We start from the raw sequence: 17,267 nt of genomic DNA on the forward strand, positions 1-17,267 counted from the left end.
ACGCCGAAAGTAGTTGGTGGGCAACTGCCTGCGAGGAAAGGAAGCTGCCGTGCTCTTTTTTAATATTCCGGCTTAGCTCAGTTGGTAGAGCGCTTGACTGTTAATCAAGATGTCGTCAGTTCGAGTCTGACAGCCGGAGTAAAGGGAAGAAGGAAGCGGAAGGCTTCCTTTTTTTTGTTATTTTATGAAAATGAAATTATTCAACCAGCATATATTTTAATAGGAAGCCAAATTTGTGAAAAATGATTCAATTCATGAAAATAGGCTTTCTTTTTTAGTAGACCAATTTTTATCTTTGCTTGTCAGGCAAGGCATTTGGGCTAGTTGAAACAAATTGTCACTTTATGAAATTATTTTCAAAAAACGCTTTTTTAAAGTCTATATTTATCGTATAATAAAAGCGGATTCATTTTTTGATCTAGAGGAGGAAATTACATGGTAGGAATTGTTTTAGCCAGCCATGGTGGCTTTGCCGATGGTATTGCACAATCTGCGCAAATGCTTTTCGGTGAACAAGATAATTTTGCACATGTTATCTTAAAGCCTGATGAAGGTCCAGATGACATTCGTGGCAAAATGGAAAAAGCAATTGCTTCATTTGATAACCAGGATGAAGTTTTGTTCTTGGTTGACTTATGGGGTGGTACTCCATTTAACCAAGCAAATGGACTTGCTGAAAAGCATGATAAATGGGCAATTGTTGCTGGTATGAATTTACCAATGGTTGTACAAGCATTAACTGAGAGAATGATGGATGCTAATGCAACTGCAAAGCACATCGCCACTGCAGTTGTTCAACCTGGTAGAGATGGAATTAAGACTAAGCCAGCTGACTTAATGCCTAAGACGGCTGCTGCAGCTCCAGCAGCTGACAAAGCTGCTGCTAAGGGCAGTAAGAAGAGCATTCCAGAAGGTACTGTTATTGGTGATGGTCATATCAAGTACGTTTTGGCAAGAATTGATTCACGTTTGCTTCACGGTCAAGTGGCAACTGGTTGGATTCCAGCTATGAAGCCTGATAGAGTAATTGTTGTTTCAGATAGTGTAGCTAAGGATGATTTACGTAAGAGTATGATTCGTGAAGCTGCACCAGCTGGTGTTAAGGCTCATACTGTTCCACTCAAGAAGATGGAAGAAATTGCTAAAGATCCAAGATTTGGAAACACTCATGCACTTCTTTTGTTTGAAAATCCAGAAGATGTATTGAGGGCTATCAAAGGCGGTATTGATCTTAAGAATATCAACGTTGGTTCAATGTCATATAAGGAAGGCGATGTTAACGCCAACAACGTATTATCAATGAATCAAAAAGACGTTGATACATTCCGTGAACTTGAAAAGATGGGCGTTAAGTTTGATGTAAGAAAAGTTCCTTCAGATGCTCCAAGTAATATGGATTCTATCTTGAAGAAGGCTCAAACTTTACTTGACGAAAAAAAGTAATAAATAATTAGGAGTAAATAAATGAACGCTATTCAAATGATTTTGGTTGTGTTTGTTGCCTTTCTTGCCGGTATGGAAGGTATCTTGGATGAATGGCAATTCCACCAACCATTAGTTGCTTGTACTTTGATCGGTTTAGTAACCGGTCACTTGGATTTAGGTGTTGCCTTAGGTGGTTCATTACAAATGATCGCTTTAGGTTGGGCTAACATTGGTGCCGCTGTTGCACCAGATGCTGCCTTAGCATCAGTAGCTTCAGCTATTATCTTGATCGAAGGTGGTCAAGGTATTAAGGGTATTGGTACTGCTACTGGTATCGCTATCCCATTAGCTGTTGCTGGTTTGTTCTTAACTATGATCGTACGTACTATTTCAACTGCTATCGTTCACATCATGGACGCAGAAGCTAAGAAGGGTAACTGGCGTATGATCAACTTATGGCAATGGATTGCCGTATGTTTACAAGGTTTGAGAATTGCTATCCCAGCTGCACTTCTTTTAGCAATCCCTTCAGGTACTGTTAGAAGTTGGCTTGCAATGATGCCACAATGGTTAAACGAAGGTATGACTATCGGTGGTGCGATGGTTGTAGCCGTAGGTTACGCTATGGTTATTAACATGATGGCAAGTAAGGAAGTATGGCCATTCTTCGCAATTGGTTTTGCCCTTGCTGCTATCAAAGACTTAACTTTGATCGCCCTTGGTGCTATTGGCCTTTCAATGGCTTTGATGTACTTAGCTCTTGAAGCTAAGGGTGGCAACGGTGGAAACAATAATTCTGGCGATGCCGGCACTGGCGATCCACTCGGCGATATCATTGATGACTATTAAAATGAACGCATAGAGGAGGATTTATATAATGGCTGATAAGAAAACTAAATTAACCAAGCGCGACCGTTTTAACGTTATGTGGCACTCACAATTCCTTCAGGGTTCATGGAACTATGAAAGAATGCAAAACGGTGGTTACGCTTATTCAATGATTCCAGCATTGAGAAAGTTATACCCAAACAAGAAAGATTTATCTGCTGCCTTACAAAGACACTTAGTATTCTTTAACACTCACCCATACTTAGCATCACCTGTTCTTGGTGTTACCTTGGCTTTGGAAGAAGATAAGGCTAACGGTGCAGAAGTTACTGATGACGCTATCCAAGGTGTTAAGGTTGGTATGATGGGACCTTTGGCCGGTGTTGGTGACCCTGTATTCTGGTACACTGTTCGTCCAATTGTTGGTGCATTAGGTGCATCAATGGCCATTGCAGGTAACGTAATGGGTCCTATCTTGTTCTTCGTTATCTGGAATATTATCAGAATCGCATTCTTATGGTACACACAAGAATTTGGTTACAAGGCTGGTTCAGCTATCACCAGTGATATGTCAGGTGGTATGCTTCAAAAGGTTACCCGTGGTGCTTCAATGATGGGTATGTTCGTCTTGGGTGCCTTAATTGAACGTTGGGTAAACATCAAGTTCACTCCAATTGTTTCTCAAACTCCTATTCAAAAGGGTGGTTACATCGAATGGGACAAGCTTCCATCAGGTGCTAAAGGTATCCAATCCGCTCTTCAACAATGGGATATGGGTAACGGTAAAGCTTTAAGCAGTACTAAAGTTACTACTTTACAAGACAACTTGAACCAATTAATTCCTGGTTTAGCTGGTTTGCTCTTAACTTTCTTCTGTATGTGGTTATTGAAGAAGAAAGTTTCACCAATCTGGATTATCATCGGTATCTTCGTTGTCGGTGTTCTCTTCCACGTATGGGGCATTCTTTAATAAATGGCTAAGTCAATTAATACAAAAGTCGATCTCACTGTTGATGCAACCTGGTTTAGAGGTATTGCATCCTATGGAAAAATTATGATCGGCGATAAAGCTTTTGAATTTTATAATGAGCGAAATGTTGAAGACTATGTTCAAATTCCATGGAAAGAAGTAACTTATGTAGTTGCGGATGTTCATTTTAATGGACGTTATATTCCACGTTTTGAAATTAGAACTAAATCTAATGGTAAATTTATCTTCGCTGCGCGTGATCCTAAAAAGGTATTGCGTGCAATAAGAAAATACGTACCTGCTGACCATATGCGTAAAGCATTAAGTATGTGGCAACAAATTAAGCAACGTTTTACTCGTAAGAAAAAATAAAGCAAACTAAAAATCCCAAGGTCGAATGGCCTTGGGATTTTTTTAGTCATCAGCAATAGAAGCTTGCAATCTATTTAAGAATAATTCGGCAACGGGTGATAAGTTAGTCTCATGTTTCCAGATAACCGTGATCGGTTCACTTAAAGCTGGCGATATTGGCCTAAATGTTAAACCCGATTCGCTAGAAGTATTAGCAATTTTATCTAGTGTTAACATCATAGCCGCATTGTTTTTAACTAGTAAAGTTCCGTTAAAGCTTAGGTTGACCGTTCCGATGAAATTGACGTCGTCTTTGTAATTGCCAAGCCAATTATCGAAATAGTGCATCGTGTCAGCCTGTTGAGAATTTAAGACGGTTCTGCCAACCAGATCCGCTGGGGTAATTGCCTTCTTTTTAGCTAAGGGATCATTCTTAGTCATTAATACGCCCCATACGTCTCGTTCTGGCAATTGAATGGAAGCATAGTTTGAAAGGTTAACATTACCAATGATAGCCGCAAAATCGACTGTACCGATGTTTAACTTCTTTTCAGCGAATTCATAGTCACCACTTAAAATATGAATTTTAACTGTAGGGTAGTCCTGAATAATGTTACTTACAATATTCATCAGTCTTTGCATCCCAACACTTTCGCCGGCAGCAATAGTTAAATCACCACTGATTACAGCTGATGATTGCAGGTTGCTCTTAGTTTTGGCAGTTAAAGCTAAAATTTCTTTTGCTTGCTCTAATAAATATTGTCCTGAAGGTGTCAGAGTTAAATGGCGTGGTTGGCGGTTGAATAACTTGACCCCTAATTCGTCTTCCAAATCCGCAATCTGGCGTGATAAAGCAGGCTGAGAAACTAATAATTTCTGTGACGCTTTCGTCATGTTTAACTCTTGCGCTGTGGCAACGAAATAATTTAAAACTCTTAATTCCATATTTTCACCATAAATAAAAGTTATTATACGTGATACTTAATAAGTTTTTTACATTACTTACTTTATCTTTTAAACTAAAAATGAGCAAGAAAAGGAGTAGCAGATTATGAAGACCCAAGATAAAGAACTTATTCAAGAATTTGTCGGTTCTATGATAAATCCTGTTGATAGATTTCTATGATATTCTATCAACAGGATTTTTTTGCACAAAAAAAGAAGCCATAGGCCTCTTACATTAATATCCTTTGATACTACTCTTTAGAAATTAAGGTGATTGCTTATGACTTCTCTCAATAATTATATTAAATTTACTCTTAATATTGAAGCAGATAATTTAGAATTCCTTGATACTTCATTAGGGAAATATCGTGGACGTGAGGCCAAATTCTATCATGCTGTCCTTCATCTTGATCATTGTCTTGTTTGTGGCTCTGATCATATTTGGCACAATGGCCATTCTTATTCTAATTTCCGTTATCTTGCTTTAGATGCCAGTCTACCCGTCTTTATCAGAATAGCCAAAGAAAGAATTATTTGCCAAGACTGTCATCATAATTCTATGGCTGAAACTAATTTAGTAAATAAGTATTGTCATATCTCAAATCCAGTGAAAAGAAAGATTATTTCTGCTTTAACTGAAGACATGTCAATGAAAAATATTGCCATCCAAAACTCAGTTTCAACTTGTACTGTTCAATGAATGCTTGAAAAATATCAGACTACTTCTACCCAAGATTATGACTGGCTACCTGAACACTTAGCTTTTGATGAATTCAAAGGTGTGGGTCGTCAGCTTTACTTTATTGCCCTTGATGGTCAGTCTCACCATGTGCTCAAAATCTTACCTAATAGATTAAAAAGGATATTCTTAAGTATTTTAAGCACTTTCCAATTACTATTCGTAGGAAGGCTAAAACCGTTACGATGGATCTTAATTACTACTATGACATAATGGCCAGAGAACTATTTCCTAATGCTCAGATCATTTTTGATCGTTTTCACATCATTCAAATGCTTAACCGTTCATTTAACTCATGTCGTATTCATGTTATGAAGAAGTACCATAAAGGATCACGTGAATATAACTTGCTTAAATATTATTGGAAACTATATTTAAAGCCCTTTGATGATCTTGAAAAGACAAAACCACATTATGACTGGCACCTTAAAGATACACTAACTCAGGAACAAATTGTGACTGATGGACTAGCGCTAAGTGAAGAATTAGAGAATACCTACAATCTTTTACAAGATATTAGTAAAGCCCTAATAAATAAAAATGTTTCTGATCTAAGAAAACTTCTCAACTGTAAAGATACTATAGGTTATCAAATGAACATTACGTTAAAAATCTTTAAACGTTGTCTTTATGATTTGCTTAACGCTGCTAGATTTACTGAATCAAATGGCGCCTTGAAGGTACTAACCGCAAAATAAAGCAAATTGAATGAACTGCTTATGGCTATTCCAACTTTTATCATTTAGTAACAAGAATCAAATTAGAAGAAAAAGATGCGATTCTAAAAGAAAAAGCAGTGTCTGGGAAAAAACTAATTCTCAGACAGGAAAAAAGAACGATTATTTCCTAATGGATTTCATCGTTCTTTTTCTATACTTTAAGTGCCTTCCTTGATATTATTGAATCACCACAAAACAAAAAGAAAGAAGGCAATCTTAATGTATCAAAATTATACCATAGGTCAAACAGCTTTAACACTCAACTTAGACTTCGCTATTCCTAATAATCATTTGGCTAATACCATTAGCTGGTTTGTCGATTCAATTCCAGAAGATGTCTTATTGGGTAATACTGCTAAAACCGGTCGTCCAGCTTATCATCCAGCGATGATGCTTAAAATCTTGCTTTTTGCTTATTCCAGAAGAGTATTTTCAGGCAGAAAAATCGAATTAATGCTGGAAGAAAACGTGCCGATGATGGCTTTGGCTGAACACCAACAGATTTCTTACCATACTATCAATAACTTTAGATCCAGCAAGCATGCCAATGAGCTGGTTAAGAAAAGCTTCCTCTACTTTACCAATTTGTTAGAAGCCGAGGGCCTTATCAATGAAGGAGCGATCTTTATTGATGGCACTAAAATCGAAGCTGACGCCAATCGCTATACTTTTGTTTGGCGCAAGGCAGTTGAAAAATTTCATGACAAGCTCAAAGGTCAAGCGGTTGAGCTTTATGATGAATTGATTGCCAAAGAAGTCGTCAAAGCAATGGCAAAAGAGAAAGTCCAGACCAGTCAAGGTTTGGCAGAGCTAGCACAAGAAACGGAAGCCGAGATTGAAAAGCTGACCGAAGAAATTGAGCAAGAACCCAAAGTAATCCCTGGCGGTTCGCCTAGAAAAGCAAGAAGACGCGGTCTTAAAAAGCTGCTTCATAAGACTATGTTCCTCGAATGAAGAAATATGAAGAGGCGAAAGAAATCTTTGCAGGGCGTAACAGCTATTCTAAGACAGATCATGACGCGACTTTCATGCATATGAAGGAAGATCACATGAAGAACGGCCAGCTCAAGCCAGGCTACAATATTCAAGCCGCCACCACTGATCAATATGTGGTTGACTTTGCTTTGTACCCTAATCCAACTGATTTCAGAACTTTCGAACCATTTTTAAAGCAGATGACGACACTAGACAAGTTTGACAAGATTGTCGCTGATGCTGGTTATGGCAGCGAATATAATTATTCAATGTTAGAAGAAGAGTATTCAGACAAGAAGTACTATATTCCTTATACCATGTACGAAAAGGAAAAGACCAGAAAGTATCGCAACGATCCAACTAAGCTGGCTAACTGGTTCTATGATGAAAAAGATGATTATTACCTTGATCAAAATGGCGTCAGATTCAACTTCAAATATTATAGTCAACGTAAAGATCGATCGACTGGTCAGGTTCGTGATTTTAAGGTCTATGAAGCAGATGAATTTCAACTAACGCCAGAATTAGAACGCTTAGCCAAGACTAAGAGCGGACGCCAACGTCAGGTTCGCTATAATCCTAACTGGCAATACCTAAAAGAAAAAGCCAAAGCAGTTCTCCAAAGTCCTGAAGGCAGACACATCTACAGCATGAGGAAATATGATGTGGAGCCGATTTTGGGACATTTGAAGAACGTCTTTGGCATGCGCCGAACTCATTTAAGAGGCAAAAAGAAGGTTGAAACAGATATAGGAATAGCCTTCATGATGATGAATTTAAGCAAATATTGGAACAGAAAATGGTCAAAAGACCAATTTTCTTTGTTCAAAAATAAAAATAGACAGAAAAAGACGGTCAAGCAACTCAAATTAAGAGTTGGATTGATCGTCTTTCAGTATCTAAGGCTTAGTTTTTTCCCAGACACTGCTTTTTCTAAATTATATTTGACTTCTATCAACAACATTTGATAGAGAGCCTTTTAATTTAACTATTATTCATTGTTTAGAAAAAAATTCAATTCGAATAATTGAATCTTTTTCTAATTAATTAGAATTCTTTTTTGTATAAAAAACCACTTAAAACTACCATACCAAGACCAATTAATACAATAAGTGCACTTTGCTTTGCACCGGTCTTTGGTAAAGCTTCTGAGTTGTTAGCTGTATAAACAACTGAAGTTGCCTTTGGCATCTTTTGTGAATTATTAGCCTTGTAAACTGCTTTTTGGTAGTTGACTTTTGCTTTCTTGTCAGATGGCTGTTCAGTTGCTTTAGGTTGTACTACTTCTTCAGTAGTTGGCTTGTTTGGCTTTTCTACTTCAGGAGTAGTTGGAGTAGTTGGAGTAGTTGGAGTAGTTGGCTTAGGTTGTACTACTTCAGGAGTATCTGGCTTGTTTGGCTTTGTATCTTCTGGAGTATCTGGCTTGTTTGGCTTTGTATCTTCTGGAGTATCTGGCTTGTTTGGCTTTGTATCTTCTGGAGTATCTGGCTTGTTTGGCTTTGTATCTTCTGGAGTATCTGGCTTGTTTGGCTTTGTATCTTCTGGAGTATCTGGCTTGTTTGGCTTTGTATCTTCAGGAGTATCTGGCTTGTTTGGCTTTGTATCTTCAGGTTTAGGATCTACTAATGTAACTGTAACCGGCTTACCAGGCTTAGTTGAAGTTGAAGTAAATGAAGCAGCTAAAATATTTTGGTAACTATCATTGTCTGGCGTAAAGAAATCTATTGTCATTCCATTAGGAATTGGACTATTTGGATCTACTTTAACCATATCTTGTAAAGCTTTTAACAGTACTTCATCAGTAACATGTCTGTCAAGCGCATCATTAGCCATACCTAAATCAAGTGGGCCTTTATCAGTATAGTACCAAATAGCGCGCTGAGTGATACGGTACAATTCATCATCTGTTAAACCATATCTTTTTTGAATATTGTCTGGATTTGATGCAAAACCATTCCAAATGATAGTTCTAATGGCTTTTAAGCTATCTTCATCATTTTCTTGACGTGGAGTACGCATATACTTATTAACTGAGGAACCATCGCTGATGCTTGTTCTATCATAGGAAACACCATTATCATAATAAGCTGGATCATCAGGATAATGCTTAGAAATATTAAAACAATAGCCTAAATCCTTTTGATTATTTTTGCTATCAATATAGATTTCTTCTTTAAGAGAATCGACGTAAATCTTATTACCTGTATCACCTGTACCAGCTCTTACAGTAGTACCTATGGTAGTAGTAACATTTTCATCATTAACTGTAAATTGCTGGTTTGCTACATCATATCCTTCAGGAGCCGATACTTCTTTAATTGTATATTCGCCTTTAGGCAGATTGAACACACTTGCCTCACCATTAGTAGTAAAGTCTTGTACTACCTTGCCATTCTTATCCAAAATTTGAAGATGAGCACCGGCCAATTGTTTCTGGGTATCAGAAGCGATTTTATTAATCGTTACATTGGCCGTGTGATCTGATTGAGTAGTAGAATTATCTTCAGAATTAGTTCCTTTACTTGGAGTAGCTTCTTCTGAATCAGATTTCGAATCTTTCGAATTGGGGTTTCCTTCACCTTTATTAAACTGCTGTGTCTGCCCGTTTAAAGTAGACCCCTTTTCTGCAGCTTTTCTGCAGCATGAGTAATATTTGCAGATAAACTTACTAGCAATAGTAAACTAGTCAAAATCATCATAAATGCTAATAAAACAGCATTTTTTCTAGTTTGCATATTGCCGCCTCCTTTCACAAATTAAAAATTGAATTAGCTTACCTAAATTTCAGTTTCAATAATAACACTCATTATTTAATAAATCCACTAATATTTTAAAAAATTGTGTAATAAATAAAAAAACTCAGATCATATAAATGATCTGAGCCAAATTGTCGAACAAAATCAGCGTTTGTTGCAGAACTTGAACGCGCAGCGTCATTATGAATGTGAAGCGCGGCAATTAATCAGTGAAATCACAGGACAAAAAATCCCCAAGAGTACAAAAATTAGATTGCCATTTTACACGGATTACGGCCACAACATCAAAATAGGTGAACGCGTCTTTATTAACTCCAATGTGATGATGGTTGACTTAGGTGGCATCACCATTGAAGACGATGTTTTAATTGGACCAGGTGCATATCTTCTTTCCGTTAACCACGGTTTAAAACCTAAGCAGAGAAAAGAAACTCGAATTAAAGCCAGTACTTATCAAGAAAAATGCCTGGATCGGTGCTAGGGCTACCATTTGTCCAGGCGTAATTGTGGGTAAAAATGCTGTAATAGCCGCTGGAGCAGTGGTTACTAAGGATGTGCCGAAAAACACAGTAGTTGCTGGCGTACCTGCAAAAATTATCAAAAAAATAGAAGAATAAAAAACGCAACATTGTCGCGTCTTTTTTTAAGCTTCTTTTTTGTCACTCCAGAGTTTGGAGATTAAGTACAAGATGATGAAAGTAACGATAGCTGAAATCATTGGGATGCGGTAGCTTGGTAAAATCAAAAGTAAGATGATCATCAATACGAAGAACAATAGAATCAAATAATCAACGTAAGGGAAGCCAGGCATTTTGAAGTCATTTAACTTATTTTCAGGTGTTTTTCTTCTGTAAGCAATGTGAGTCAAAACCATTAAGCACCAGATGATCAAGAACATACTTGTTGAAGTAGATGAAATAAAGTTAAAGGCTTGATCGCCGATAATCAAGGTAATCAGTGGTGCGCAGGCCATAAATAATGCTGACAAAATTAAAGCATTTTGTGGCAACTGCCGTCTTGATAGGTGACCAAAAGTTTGATTCCACTTGCCTTTGCCGTGGAAAGTAACTGAGAACAAAAGTCGTCCCGCACTGTATAAAAAACTATTGGTAGATGAAACCGCCGCAGAAATTACAACGAAATTAATGATTAAACTCGCATTTCTAATTCCCGTAGCTCCAAGCGCTTGAACAAATGGACTGGAGTTAGTTGCTACCTTTGACCAAGGGATCACTAGTAAAATACTTAAGATTGCCATTACATAAAACAAAATGATACGAACAGGTAACTGATTAATTGCTCGCTTTAAGGTAGTTTTAGGATTTTGGGCTTCCGCAGCAGTTAAACCAATAAGTTCAACTCCAATAAAACTAAAGATAACCATTTGGAAACCTTGCAAAAATCCTTTAGTACCTCTAGCAAAGAAACCACCGTGATCATCTAGGTTGGCAAAGGCAACAGGACCAAATGATGTTTTACCACCAGTGATTAATAGATAAGCGATCAATAAAACAAAAGCAACTACTGTCACGATTTTGATAATGGCAAAACTGAATTCCAAATTACCAAAAACACGAGCTGAAATTAGATTGATGATCAACAAAACGGCAATTGTAATTAATCCTGGAATCCATGGTTTTAAATTGGAAAACCAATATTCAAAATAAATTCCTAAGGCAGTTGTTTCTGCCATTCCTAAAGTGATCCAACTAATCCAATAAAGATATCCGGTAATAAAACCGATGTTTTTACCCAGATATTGTTCGATAAAATCAATGTAAGTGTGTTTATGAAGGTCAGACATAATCATTTCGCCTAAGGCTCGCATAAGCAAGAATAGGAAAATACCTACAATGATATAAATCAGAATAACGCTAGGACCTGCGCGGTGAATACTGTCACCAACCCCCAGAAAAAGGCCGGTCCCAATTGTTCCACCTAAAGCAATTAACTGAATGTGTGCATTGCTTAGGGTTCGTTTATAACCAGAAGCGGTCTGTGTTTTTTTCTCACTCATATAAGCCCCCCAGTGTTCTCAATCTTTTCACATATAATTAATATTTTATCATTATCAATTAGTATGACCAGACTCTATAGTTAGATTTAAAAAAATATCAAAAATCTGTTTTTTTAAAATAAGTTTGTTAATTCACAAACAAATAATTAAGGAATCGCTTTCATTTGCATTAGAGCGAAATTATGAGGGAATGTGAATCTTTGTTAATTCACTATTTTCATAAATTCATGCATTTACAAATAAAGTTATTGTGCTATAGTTGACATTGTAAATTAGTTCACAAGAATTAGTAGATCTTAGAGGTAATAATACAATGGCTAAGACACAACAAAAAGAGACTCTTACAGAGGACGAAAAGAAAAAGCAAATCTACGACATGGTCGATAACTTAGTAAAGAAATCACATGTCGCTTTAGATCAAATGGCTAACTTCACACAAGAACAAGTTGATAAGATCTGTGAAGCAGTTGCTACTGCAGGTGAACAAAATGCTTACCCACTAGCTAAAATGGCTGTTGAAGAAACTAAACGTGGTGTAGTTGAAGATAAAACTACCAAGAATATGTATGCTTCAGAAAATATCTGGAACAGTTTGCGTCACGAAAAGACCGTCGGCGTAATTGAAGAAGACAAGGAATTAGGTTTGACTAAGATTGCTGAACCTAAAGGTGTTATTGCAGGTGTTACTCCAGTAACTAACCCAACTTCAACTGTTATTTTCAAGGCAATGCTTGCGTTGAAGACGAGAAATACCATTATCTTTGGTTTCCACCCACAGGCTCAAAAATGTTGTGTAGAAACTGGTAAAATCATTCGTGCGGCTGCTGTTGCTGCAGGTGCTCCTGCGGATGCCGTTCAATGGATTGAAGAACCAAGCCTTGATGCAACGACCGATTTGATGAATAACCCAGGTGTTCAAACTATTTTGGCAACTGGTGGTCCAGGTATGGTTAAAGCTGCTTATTCATCAGGCAAGCCAGCTATTGGTGTTGGTCCTGGTAATGGTCCTTCTTACATTGAAAAGACTGCTAATATTGATCGTGCCGTTTATGACATCGTTTTGTCAAAGAACTTCGATAACGGGATGGTTTGTGCTTCTGAAAACTCAGTTGTCGTTGATGATGAAATTTATGACAAGGTCAAGGAAGAATTTAAGAAGTGGAACTGCTACTTCTTGAACAAGGAAGAAATTAAGAAATTTGAGGAACACTTTATCGATCCTCGTCGTGGCACTGTTGCTGGTCCTGTAGCTGGTAAGTCAGCTTATGAAATTGCCAAGCTTTGTGGTGTGGATGTGCCAAAGACAACTAAAGTAATTATCGCTGAATATAAAGGCGTAGGTAGAAACTTCCCACTTTCAGCAGAAAAACTTTCACCAGTCTTTACTTTATACCGTGCTAAGAATCACGATGATGCATTTAAGATTTGTACTGACTTGTTAAACTATGGTGGTCGTGGTCATACCGCTGGTCTTCACTCAAATGATAAAAAGATCATTGATGAGTTTGCCATGAAGATGGATGCTTGCCGTATCTTAGTTAACTCACCAGCTGCACTCGGTGGTATCGGTGATCTTTACAACAACATGTTGCCATCACTTACTTTGGGTACTGGTTCTTACGGTGCCAACACCTTCTCACACAACATTGGTGCTAAGGACTTGTTAAACATCAAAACAGTGGCTAGACGCCGTGATAACATGCAATGGGTAAAGGTCCCATCAAAGACTTACTTCGAACATAACGCTGCTAACTACCTTCGTCACATGCCAAACGTTAACCGTTTCTTCATCGTAACTGATGAAGGTGTAGCTGACCAAGGCTTTGCTGATGAAATTACTGATATCATTTCTAAGCGTTTAGGTCAAAAAGAATATGAAGTCTTTAAGGCTGTAACTCTTGATCCTAATACTGATGTGATCAAGGATGGTGTTCACAGAATGAACATCTTTAAGCCAGACGTTGTAATTGCTATCGGTGGTGGTTCAGTAATGGACGCTGCTAAAGCAATGCGCTTATTCTACGAAAACCCAGAAATGAGTTTTGAAGAGGCTTACCAAAAATTCTTAGACATTAGAAAAAGAGTAGTCCGTTTCCCAAAGATTAATGGTGTACAACTTGTATGTATCCCAACTACTTCAGGAACTGGCTCAGAAGTTTCCCCAATTGCTATTATTTCTGATGCTAAGACTGGTATTAAGCATACTTTATGTGATTATGCATTGACGCCGGACGTTTCAATCGTTGATGATCAATTTGTTCAAACTTTGCCCAAACGTTTAATTGCTTGGTCAGGTTTTGAAGCATTAGGTCACGCTATCGAAAGCTATGTTTCGACTATGGCTACAGACTTTACCCGCGGTTGGTCACTTGAAGCCATCAAGACTATCTTTGCTAACTTGAAGAAGTCATACGATGGCGACCTTGATGCAAGAAAGCAGATGCATGATGCCGCAACTATTGCAGGTATGGCATATTCAAACGCCTTCCTTGGCCTTGAACACTCAATCGCTCACACCGTTGGATCAACCTTCGATATTCCAAGTGGCGTAAGTGATGCAATTGCTTTACCACAAGTTATCCGCTTCAACTCAAAGCGTCCTGAAAAACTTGCCATGTGGCCTCACTACTCAGTTTACCGTGCTAAAAGTGACTACGCCGACATTGCTAGAGCAATCGGTTTGACTGGTTCAAGCGATGACGAATTAGTTGAAAAGCTTGTTCAAAAGATTATTGATTTGGCTCATTCAGTTAACATTAAGATGGCTTACAAAGACTACGGTGTTGACAAGGCTGAATTTGATAAGAAAGTTGATGAAATGGCTGTTGAAGCTTACGGAGATCAAAACACTGTAACTAACCCTTCAGCACCACTTATCTCTCAAATTGTTGAACTCATGAAGGATTGCTACGAAGGAAAAGGCATTCCAGACAGTGATAGATAATTGATAAATTAATAAGAAAATCTGAAAGCTAAGATTTACGCTTTTTCTGTGTATGTCTTAGCTTTTTATTTTGTTAAAATGGTTGATAACTCTTGCTGAACAAAAAGTGCATCTGTGGGAAAAAAAGTGAATATGAATGTAAGCGCTTATAGTATAAAGTAAGATTATAGGTGAAATAATAACATGAGGAGGTTAGCTTTATGCAAAAAGTAGCTATTATTGGTGTTGGTAATGTTGGGTCAACCGTTGCATTTACACTTTTTACACATGGAACTGTAGGGCAGATTTATTTATTAGATAAAAATGCACTTAAAGTTGAAGCAAATGAAAGAGATTTAAGGGATGCCACAGTGAGAGATCACTATACTGTCAAGGTTAATGGATTGGATTGGAATAGTGAATCTGACTGGAAAAAATTAAAAGATGTAGATGTAATTGTCACTGCTTTTGGTGATATTAGTGCAACTGCCCGGACGGGTGATCGACAAGCTGAACTTAAGCTGAATACTTTAGGTGCACGTGATATTGGTAATAAAATAAAGAAATCAGGATTTAATGGGATTATTCTGAATATCAGCAATCCGTGCGATATCATTGTAACTGAACTCCAAAAGCAAACGGGGTTGCCCAAGAATCGTGTATTTGGTACGGGGACATTCTTAGATACTTCAAGAATGAAGAGATTTGTTGCTGAAGAATTAAATGTAGATCCACATAATGTTCATGGTTATGTATTAGCTGAACACGGTGCGAGTCAATTTACTGCTTGGTCAACGGTATATATTGGTGACAAGAAAGCTAGCGAGCTATTTTCTAAAGAAAAGTTAGATGATCTTAGTTCTCAACCTAACCGCAGTTCTAAGAGAGTATCCCATGGTAAGGGTTTTACAAATTGGGCTATTGCTTCTACTGCTGCTCGCTTGATTGAAGACATTTTTGTAGATGCACATTCAATTGTGCCTTGTTCAAATTATGACAAGGATTTTAATGTTTATGCAAGTTGGCCTGTTGTTCTTGGTGAGAATGGTATTGAGAGAAGAATAAAGCTTAATTTGACTGATGATGAAAAGAAAAAATACAAAGAATCTCTTAAATTATTAGTTGAAAGAAAACAAAAAGCTGAAAAGATGTAAATTTTAATAATATACAAATAAGAGGAAAATCTATTTGGATTTTCCTCTTATTTTGTGATAATTTCGATTAATTTTTAATATGAGCCTTTAACTTCAAAGTTTTTAGAAACAGAATCTTTATTATACCAGGTGATGCTCTTCAAAAGATTACGTTCTTTAATAACGTCCCAATCTACACGGAATGGTTGACCAGGGATATCAGGTAAGTAGAAGCGCCCATTCTTAACCTCACATTTAATCTTTAAAAGTTTGCCCATTGGACCAACCATTGGCTCGTGAAATTCAAGCATTTGATCTTCATCGTAACATGCTCCTAAGCTTGCGTTAACCCAAGTCATACCACCTGAAACAAAGCGTAAGCCATGTTTCTTACAATATAATGAGGTCTTGTAGTTTTGCCACATACTTGGGGTTCTCCCAATATATGGATCAAGAATTTGAACACCATGCTCAGCATATCCAACTTGAGCATAATAGTTACGCATTGATTCACCAAAACAAATTGGCATAGAACAATTATCAACGACCTCTTGGATTTCATCCATATGTTGTGAATTAATTGGTTCTTCAAACCATTCAATTTTATAAGGTTCAGCCATCTTAGCAAATTTAATAGCATCGTCCTTACTCCAAACCTGGTTAGCATCAATAGCGATTTTTACGTCTGGGCCGACGGCTTCACGAACTTTGGCAAGTCTGCGAATATCTCTTTCCATGTTGTGTCCCCAATCACTGCCTACCTTAAATTTGATTGTGTTAAAACCTTCTTTGACGTATCTTGTCATATCGCTGACTAAGAGATCATCGTCGGCAAGTAATGAGCCACCACCTTTATAGGCTGAGGCCCAATTCTTTTTTGCACCTAAGAATTTGTATAAAGGCAAGTTTCTTCTAGTTGCCATGATACACAACATTAATAGATCAAATTGACCTAAATCAGTAATTTGAGGAGAGTTAAAACCGAAGTTTCTTAACTTCCAATATACAAGATGATACCATTCTTGGTAGGTCTTTTCTTCACCGGTTAAAATTAGTGGGAAAATATTTTGAATCATGCCATGAGAAGTAAAAGTGCCAGCATGATTTCCATCGGTATCATATAATTCTACCCAACTTTGAAGAGGAATAGCACTACCAAAACCTCCTGTTGCATCACGCCATGGGTGATCAACAGGGACTGAGTTTAACTCATAAACAACAGCTTTTGAAAAAGCCAATTTTTCATTTTTATCAAAATCCCAAACCATATATAATCCTCCTATAAAAAGCTTACAATTACTTACAACTTAACAATAACATATATTTTATAATGTAAAACGATATTCATTATGTACTCGAAAAGAGTACATGTTGGATCCAGAGACTGTAAAATAGTTTGTGTAAGGATGAATGATTCCTTAAATTTATTTCTTTAAACATTAGAAAAAGGAGTTCCTTTCTCGTATGATTGGTTTGAACAAAAAAA

At 37.3% G+C, this 17,267-nt stretch carries 11 protein-coding genes, 1 tRNA gene and 3 pseudogenes; 10 read left to right on the forward strand and 5 right to left on the reverse strand.

Translation table 11 applies throughout. From position 1 onward, the window contains the following. The first annotated feature begins 66 nt into the window (after positions 1 to 66). The 5 genes from CP366_RS09020 (at position 67) to CP366_RS09040 (ending at position 3,595) form a co-directional block, all read left to right on the forward strand. A tRNA-Asn gene (locus tag CP366_RS09020) sits at positions 67 to 139 on the forward strand. 296 nt (positions 140 to 435) lie between these two features. Continuing rightward, positions 436 to 1,443, forward strand: a complete 1,008-nt coding sequence (locus tag CP366_RS09025) for a PTS sugar transporter subunit IIB (RefSeq protein ID WP_089146289.1) — start codon at positions 436 to 438, stop codon at positions 1,441 to 1,443. Positions 1,444 to 1,464: 21 nt separating this feature from the next. After that, positions 1,465 to 2,274 carry a PTS mannose/fructose/sorbose transporter subunit IIC gene (locus tag CP366_RS09030; protein WP_005720853.1) on the forward strand — a complete coding sequence of 270 codons (810 nt, stop codon included), beginning with the start codon at positions 1,465 to 1,467 and terminating at the stop codon, positions 2,272 to 2,274. A gap of 28 nt (positions 2,275 to 2,302) precedes the next feature. Next, the gene (locus CP366_RS09035) at positions 2,303 to 3,223 is read left to right on the forward strand and encodes a PTS system mannose/fructose/sorbose family transporter subunit IID (protein ID WP_005720854.1); all 921 of its coding nucleotides are present in this window, start codon (positions 2,303 to 2,305) and stop codon (positions 3,221 to 3,223) included. A 3-nt stretch (positions 3,224 to 3,226) separates the two neighbouring features. Further along, positions 3,227 to 3,595 carry a DUF956 family protein gene (locus CP366_RS09040; protein ID WP_089148048.1) on the forward strand — a complete coding sequence of 123 codons (369 nt, stop codon included), beginning with the start codon at positions 3,227 to 3,229 and terminating at the stop codon, positions 3,593 to 3,595. A gap of 42 nt (positions 3,596 to 3,637) precedes the next feature. Here CP366_RS09040 and CP366_RS09045 read toward each other — a convergent pair whose 3' ends face one another. Next, positions 3,638 to 4,519 carry a LysR family transcriptional regulator gene (locus CP366_RS09045; protein WP_089148047.1) on the reverse strand — a complete coding sequence of 294 codons (882 nt, stop codon included), beginning with the start codon at positions 4,517 to 4,519 and terminating at the stop codon, positions 3,638 to 3,640. A 280-nt stretch (positions 4,520 to 4,799) separates the two neighbouring features. Here CP366_RS09045 and CP366_RS09050 point away from each other — a divergent pair. Continuing rightward, a pseudogene (locus CP366_RS09050) lies at positions 4,800 to 6,108 on the forward strand (ISL3 family transposase). 88 nt (positions 6,109 to 6,196) lie between these two features. Further along, positions 6,197 to 7,920 (forward strand): annotated as a pseudogene (locus tag CP366_RS09055) (IS1182 family transposase). A gap of 79 nt (positions 7,921 to 7,999) precedes the next feature. Here CP366_RS09055 and CP366_RS09060 read toward each other — a convergent pair. Both CP366_RS09060 and CP366_RS11085 read right to left on the reverse strand, forming a co-directional pair. Next, entirely contained in the window at positions 8,000 to 9,613 is a 1,614-nt protein-coding gene (locus tag CP366_RS09060) for a thioester-forming surface-anchored protein (protein ID WP_369823060.1), read from the reverse strand. Further along, a complete protein-coding gene (locus CP366_RS11085; protein ID WP_255404543.1) occupies positions 9,559 to 9,687 on the reverse strand; it encodes a hypothetical protein in 129 nt (42 codons plus the stop codon). Before CP366_RS11085 ends, CP366_RS09060 begins: the two co-directional genes overlap by 55 nt. Positions 9,688 to 9,820: 133 nt before the next feature. On the opposite strand from CP366_RS11085, the pseudogene CP366_RS09065 reads away from it, so the two are divergent. Beyond that, a pseudogene (locus tag CP366_RS09065) lies at positions 9,821 to 10,325 on the forward strand (DapH/DapD/GlmU-related protein). Between the two features lie 26 nt (positions 10,326 to 10,351). On the opposite strand, the gene CP366_RS09070 reads toward CP366_RS09065, so the two are convergent. Next, complete coding sequence (locus CP366_RS09070) at positions 10,352 to 11,725, reverse strand: amino acid permease (protein WP_089143375.1); 1,374 nt, start codon at positions 11,723 to 11,725, stop codon at positions 10,352 to 10,354. Positions 11,726 to 12,038: 313 nt separating this feature from the next. On the opposite strand from CP366_RS09070, the gene adhE reads away from it, so the two are divergent. Both adhE and CP366_RS09080 read left to right on the forward strand, forming a co-directional pair. Further along, positions 12,039 to 14,669 carry a bifunctional acetaldehyde-CoA/alcohol dehydrogenase gene (adhE, locus tag CP366_RS09075; protein ID WP_089148045.1) on the forward strand — a complete coding sequence of 877 codons (2,631 nt, stop codon included), beginning with the start codon at positions 12,039 to 12,041 and terminating at the stop codon, positions 14,667 to 14,669. Between the two features lie 200 nt (positions 14,670 to 14,869). Continuing rightward, positions 14,870 to 15,802 (forward strand): L-lactate dehydrogenase, encoded by a 933-nt coding sequence (locus CP366_RS09080; RefSeq protein WP_089148044.1) that lies wholly within the window; start codon positions 14,870 to 14,872, stop codon positions 15,800 to 15,802. A 74-nt stretch (positions 15,803 to 15,876) separates the two neighbouring features. On the opposite strand, the gene CP366_RS09085 is transcribed toward CP366_RS09080, so the two are convergent. Then, entirely contained in the window at positions 15,877 to 17,049 is a 1,173-nt protein-coding gene (locus tag CP366_RS09085) for an enolase C-terminal domain-like protein (protein ID WP_089148043.1), read from the reverse strand. Between the last annotated feature and the right edge of the window lie 218 nt (positions 17,050 to 17,267).

The organism is Lactobacillus sp. UMNPBX15 (assembly GCF_002553785.1).
GTDB classification, from domain to species: Bacteria; Bacillota; Bacilli; order Lactobacillales; family Lactobacillaceae; genus Lactobacillus; species Lactobacillus crispatus.

What these genes read in the sequence shown, in the direction of transcription:
- adhE (WP_089148045.1), top strand. Translation starts at nt 12,039, where the DNA reads ATGGCTAAGACACAACAAAAAGAGACTCTTACAGAGGACGAAAAGAAA.
- CP366_RS09080 (WP_089148044.1), top strand. Translation starts at nt 14,870, where the DNA reads ATGCAAAAAGTAGCTATTATTGGTGTTGGTAATGTTGGGTCAACCGTT.
- CP366_RS09045 (WP_089148047.1), bottom strand. Translation starts at nt 4,519, where the DNA reads ATGGAATTAAGAGTTTTAAATTATTTCGTTGCCACAGCGCAAGAGTTA.
- CP366_RS09030 (WP_005720853.1), top strand. Translation starts at nt 1,465, where the DNA reads ATGAACGCTATTCAAATGATTTTGGTTGTGTTTGTTGCCTTTCTTGCC.
- CP366_RS09085 (WP_089148043.1), bottom strand. Translation starts at nt 17,049, where the DNA reads ATGGTTTGGGATTTTGATAAAAATGAAAAATTGGCTTTTTCAAAAGCT.
- CP366_RS09025 (WP_089146289.1), top strand. Translation starts at nt 436, where the DNA reads ATGGTAGGAATTGTTTTAGCCAGCCATGGTGGCTTTGCCGATGGTATT.
- CP366_RS09070 (WP_089143375.1), bottom strand. Translation starts at nt 11,725, where the DNA reads ATGAGTGAGAAAAAAACACAGACCGCTTCTGGTTATAAACGAACCCTA.
- CP366_RS11085 (WP_255404543.1), bottom strand. Translation starts at nt 9,687, where the DNA reads ATGCAAACTAGAAAAAATGCTGTTTTATTAGCATTTATGATGATTTTG.
- CP366_RS09035 (WP_005720854.1), top strand. Translation starts at nt 2,303, where the DNA reads ATGGCTGATAAGAAAACTAAATTAACCAAGCGCGACCGTTTTAACGTT.
- CP366_RS09040 (WP_089148048.1), top strand. Translation starts at nt 3,227, where the DNA reads ATGGCTAAGTCAATTAATACAAAAGTCGATCTCACTGTTGATGCAACC.